Origin of the sequence: Mycobacterium sp. E3298 (assembly GCF_001666895.1) — a bacterium.
Classification (GTDB): domain Bacteria; phylum Actinomycetota; class Actinomycetes; order Mycobacteriales; family Mycobacteriaceae; genus Mycobacterium.
In genome coordinates this window covers 1-4,328 of the sequence record NZ_LZJB01000011.1, presented here as the reverse complement: position 1 = coordinate 4,328, position 4,328 = coordinate 1, and the positions used below count along the sequence as shown (strand labels likewise).

Here is a 4,328-nt window from a genome sequence, read left to right as displayed (position 1 = left end):
CAACTTTCGCAGAATCTCTTCCAGCGCCCCACGGCCGGGACCGGGTCGCCGGTCGCCGGTCGGTGCGACGTTGTTCGGATTAACCCATTCCCACAGTTCGCTCCCGAAGAGCATCTGACCGCTCGCCTGATACGCCACGGGGTCTTTGGATCGCCTTTCGCCCGTTGCCAATTCGTATCGGCGCGCGAGCATGGGACGCAGGTGCCTATCCCAGTCGACCCGGGTGGACTCCGACCAACGGATCGTCGTCTCGGTGTTGGCCAGCCAGCGGCGCAACGAATCGCCGAGGTCGTCGGACTCCGCTTCGCCCTCGTTATGCATGCCGCGGCCCAGCACGCGACGGACGGTAAGCAACACCAGGGCGAGGGCACCACCGGAGGCGGCCAACACCAACCGTCGATCCTGAAGCATGAGCGCGAGCAGCTCGATCCCGATGATCAGGCAGATGCCAAGGGCCAGAGTCTTTTTCATGCTGGACTCCGGGATCTCAGTTCGTCGAGGACCAACTGGAGAACGCGCACCGCCACGTCGCGGTGGCCCTCGTTCATGACGTGCGGGCTGAAGCGCGCCTCGGCGAACAGGCTCACCAGTTGGACGGCGTTGTCGGCGTGCAGCGCATGATGCTCGACCGCCCGGGCCAACACCTCGGTCGGGGTGTCGAAGTCCTGCGGGGCGGCGCCGGGCACATTGGCGAGCTCGCGCTCCATCGCCGCATAACAGGCGATGATCGCCTCGCGCGGCTCGCGGCTGAGATCGGCCATCTCGGCCAGCCCGCGTTCGGCCGCGCGCGCCAGCGATTCCGAGCGGGTCGGCGGCGCCGGCGATCCCACGAAGTCATCGGCGACGGTGACCGGTGTCACCGCGCGCCCCCGGCGCCGCGACATGACGACCGTTCCGGTGGCGATGATCAACATCATCGGAACGGTCGCGGCGAGCAGGATGCCGAACATGTCCCCGTTCGGTGGATGTGGCCGCCGCGGCTCCTGCGCGTTGGGCTGTTCGGCCGACGGGGCGCCGGTCGCCGGCGGGGGTGGCGCCTGGCCGGCGCCGTGGGAGGACAACAGGCGGGACCCGGCCAGCACGATCAACAGCCAGGCGACGATCACGGCCAGCCCGATGAGCAAGACGCGCCAGCTCGGCCTGCCCCTGCCGGTGCCGAGCATCTCGGACAGCTGGCCGGCCTGCGGGGCCGCCGCGCGCGGGTCCCGCAGCCGCGCGATGACCGCGATCGCCACCAGCGTGAGCGCGCCCCCGAGGATCGCCACCACGAATATCAGCGCCGCACCTCCGCCGGCGGCTTCGCCGCGCGGCCCGTGGTGGGCGGCCGGCAGATACCCGCGCAGAGCGGCCGAGACGACGAGCAGCAGCACGATCAGGGCGACGACCCGCCCCGTGGCCTTGTCCACACCAGGCATTGGCACACCACTCGACCGGTTGGCTTTGCCTCATCCTGGCACGTCAGAGCGGGGGTTATCCACAGTCCGTGATTCATCCACAGATCTCGGTTAGGCGGCGATCATTCGAATACATGTTCGATAGCGTGGGGGGATGAGTCTTCGGATGGGCGCCGAACAGGCACGGGAGCGAATTGGCGCCGCTCTCGACGCGATCGACGCCGCCTACGACGCGCTGCGGGTGGTGTCCTCGGATGTCGTCGGCAACGAATTCCGGCTCGAGGTGGCCGAACGGCTGGAGACCCAGGAGCGCACCAACCGGGGGCTGATGTACCGGTTCTTCGCCGAAATCGCCGACCCGCCCGACGGTGGCGGGTTCGTGCCGGCGGTCCGCGACAAGCTGTGGGCGCGGCTGCGCATCACGCCCAACGAGATCACCCGCCGGTTCCGGCTCGGGGCCCGAATCCGCCCGCGGCGCTCGCTGACCGGGCCGCCCGTGCCCCCGGAGCTCCCGGAACTGGCGGCCGCGGTGGCGGCGGGTGCGGTCGGCGAGGACCACATTCGCGCGATCTGCGCGGCCGTGGACGTGCTCCCCGCGCGCGTGTCGCCCCTGGATGTGGCGGACGCCGAGCACACGCTGGTGCGGCATGCGACCAAACTCGACGCCGGGATCGTCGCCAAGCTCGGCCGGCGGATCGCCGACCACCTCAATCCCGACGGCCTCTTCAACGACGAGGATCGGGCCCGCCGCCGCCGATTGCACTTGGGCCCGCAGGGGCCCGACGGCATGTCGCGGCTGTCCGGGCTGCTCGACCCCGAGGCCCGCGCCTATTTCGAAGCCGTCGAAGGGGCCGTGCGGCCCGGACGCCACCAACCGGACTCGGACGCCAACGACCCGGATGTGCGCGATCGGCGCACACCGGCGCAACGCTGCCATGACGCGTTCAAATGGGGCCTCGAAACCGCCGTCGCCTCCGGCGAGCTCGGGACGCACCGCGGCCACCCGGTCACGGTGGTCGTCACGACCACGTTGGCCGAACTCGACCGCGCCGCACACGCGGTCGTCGACTCGTCGGTTCCGATGCCCGGGCCGGCCCGAACGGGCGGCGATTCGAGACTGCCGATGCCAGACCTGATCCGGATGGCAGCCAAGGGGATTCACTATCTGGCGGTGTTCGACCAGCACACCAGCCGGCCGCTCTACCTGGGCCGCCAGAAACGCCTCGCCACCGCCGACCAGAGGCTCATCTGCTACGCCCGCGACCGCGGTTGCACGCGGCCCGACTGCCTCGAACCCGGCTACCGCTGCGAAGTACACCACTGCCCGGACTGGGCGGACGGCGGCCAAACCGACGCGGACAAATTGTTCTTCGCCTGCGGTTGCCACCACGCCGCGGCGAGCCGGGACGAATGGCGCACCGAGGTCACCGACGACGGGCGGCTCGGCTGGACGGAGGGCAACGGGCCACCAGAGGTGAACCACGCTCACCATCCGGACGAGCTCTTGCGCGGCGACCCCGACCCACCGGAGGGACCCGAGTCGGGCGACTGAGCTGCTCGCCAAGCGGGACCCCCGGTGAGACACTCAGCGGGTGCCGCCGCATCGCGATGTCGCAGCGTTCGACGAACGCGCCGCCGGCTACGACCGTGGCTGGCGCGGCCGGCTGCACCACGAAATCGCCGATCGCACCGCGCACCTGGCCGTCGCGACCGTCACCGCTCCGGAGTACGTGCTCGACGTCGGATGCGGAACGGGCTACCTGTTGCGACTGCTGGCCCGCCGCTACCCGAACGCCAAACACCTCAGCGGGATCGACGCCGCCCCGCAGATGGTCGCCGTCGCAAGGACTCTCGCCCGCGACCCGCGGTTGAGCTTCAACCGCGGGGTGGCCGAAGAGATCAACTATGCCGACCGCGTCTTCGATCTGGTCGTCAGCACCACGTCATTCGATCACTGGTCCGACCAGCTGGCCGGGCTGACGGAGTGCGCGCGGGTGCTGCGGCCCGGCGGGCGCCTGGTGCTCGTCGACCAGTTCTCGCTGTGGCTGCTGCCGACCCTCGCCATCGGCCGTCGCGGCAAGGCCCGGACCCGGCGCCGCGCCGAACGCCTGCTGCTGCAGGCCGGATTCCGGTCCCCGAAATGGCAGCGCCTGCACGCCGTGATCATCAACGCCGTCACGGCGACCAAGCCCGCCTAGTCGAGCTGGAAAGGCCGGAAGCTGCCGTCGAGCACCTGCAGATGGCCGATGGTGCGCCCCGTGACCTTCTCCGGATCGACCAACGCCAATTCAACTGCCGCCCGGGCAAATTCGTCCGCCGCGGCGGTCTCATCGAAGTCGCGGGCGTAGTAGGCCAGCCCGGGGGTGAGGATCGGTTTCGACGGCGACAGGGCGTTGACCGCGATGTGGTGATCGGCCAGATCGTAAGCCGCGCACTGGGTCAGGTGCTCGAGCGCCGCCTTGGACCCGCCGTACCCCGGCAGCACCCCGCCGCCGCGGTCCGGATAAGGCCCGTCGCCGGGGATCCTCGACGCGACCGAGGTGATGTTGATGATCGCCCCGCCACCCGCTTCTATCATGTCGGGGCAGACCAGCTGCATCAGTTCGTAGGCGGCGAAGACGGCGATCTCGAAATGCCTGCGGTACGCGGAAAGCGGGATGCTGACGAACCCGGGCCACCCGGGTTTGGCGGCGCCGCTCGTCGACCTGACGGACTTGGCGCGCTGTCCGGCGCCGGGCGTCGGCGGGCGTCCGGGAGCGGTGAAGGCCGCATTGTTGACCAGAATCGTGATGGGGCCCAATGCTTCTCGTGCGCTGGTGACCAACCGGGCGATGTCGTCCCGGTCGGTCAGGTCGGCGCGGACCGCGACGGCGCGCCCGCCCGCCGCCTCGATGTCGGCGACCGTCTCGCCGATGGTGCCGGGCAGCCGCTCGT

The 4,328-nt window shown here is 70.2% G+C and carries 5 protein-coding genes; 2 read left to right on the top strand and 3 right to left on the bottom strand.

Annotated elements, in window-relative coordinates; all coding sequences use genetic code 11:
• Both A9X05_RS00240 and A9X05_RS00235 read right to left on the bottom strand, forming a co-directional pair.
• Nucleotides 1-471 (bottom strand): hypothetical protein (locus A9X05_RS00240; RefSeq protein ID WP_067778367.1); only part of this gene is annotated, 471 nt, incomplete at its 3' end.
• A complete protein-coding gene (locus A9X05_RS00235; protein ID WP_067760301.1) occupies nt 468-1,415 on the bottom strand; it encodes a DUF4129 domain-containing protein in 948 nt (315 codons plus the stop codon). The genes A9X05_RS00235 and A9X05_RS00240, both read right to left, overlap by 4 nt.
• A 133-nt stretch (nt 1,416-1,548) precedes the next feature.
• Here A9X05_RS00235 and A9X05_RS00230 point away from each other — a divergent pair, with 133 nt between their 5' ends.
• Nucleotides 1,549-2,946 (top strand): 13E12 repeat family protein, encoded by a 1,398-nt coding sequence (locus tag A9X05_RS00230; RefSeq protein ID WP_067778365.1) that lies wholly within the window; start codon nt 1,549-1,551, stop codon nt 2,944-2,946.
• 40 nt (nt 2,947-2,986) lie between these two features.
• Nucleotides 2,987-3,592: a class I SAM-dependent methyltransferase gene (locus tag A9X05_RS00225; protein WP_067760297.1), complete on the top strand. Its 606-nt coding sequence runs from the start codon at nt 2,987-2,989 to the stop codon at nt 3,590-3,592.
• On the opposite strand, the gene A9X05_RS00220 is transcribed toward A9X05_RS00225, so the two are convergent.
• The coding region (locus A9X05_RS00220; protein ID WP_231978191.1) for an SDR family NAD(P)-dependent oxidoreductase at nt 3,589-4,328 on the bottom strand (740 nt) is incomplete at its 5' end. The two genes, A9X05_RS00225 and A9X05_RS00220, sit on opposite strands and share 4 nt — an antisense overlap.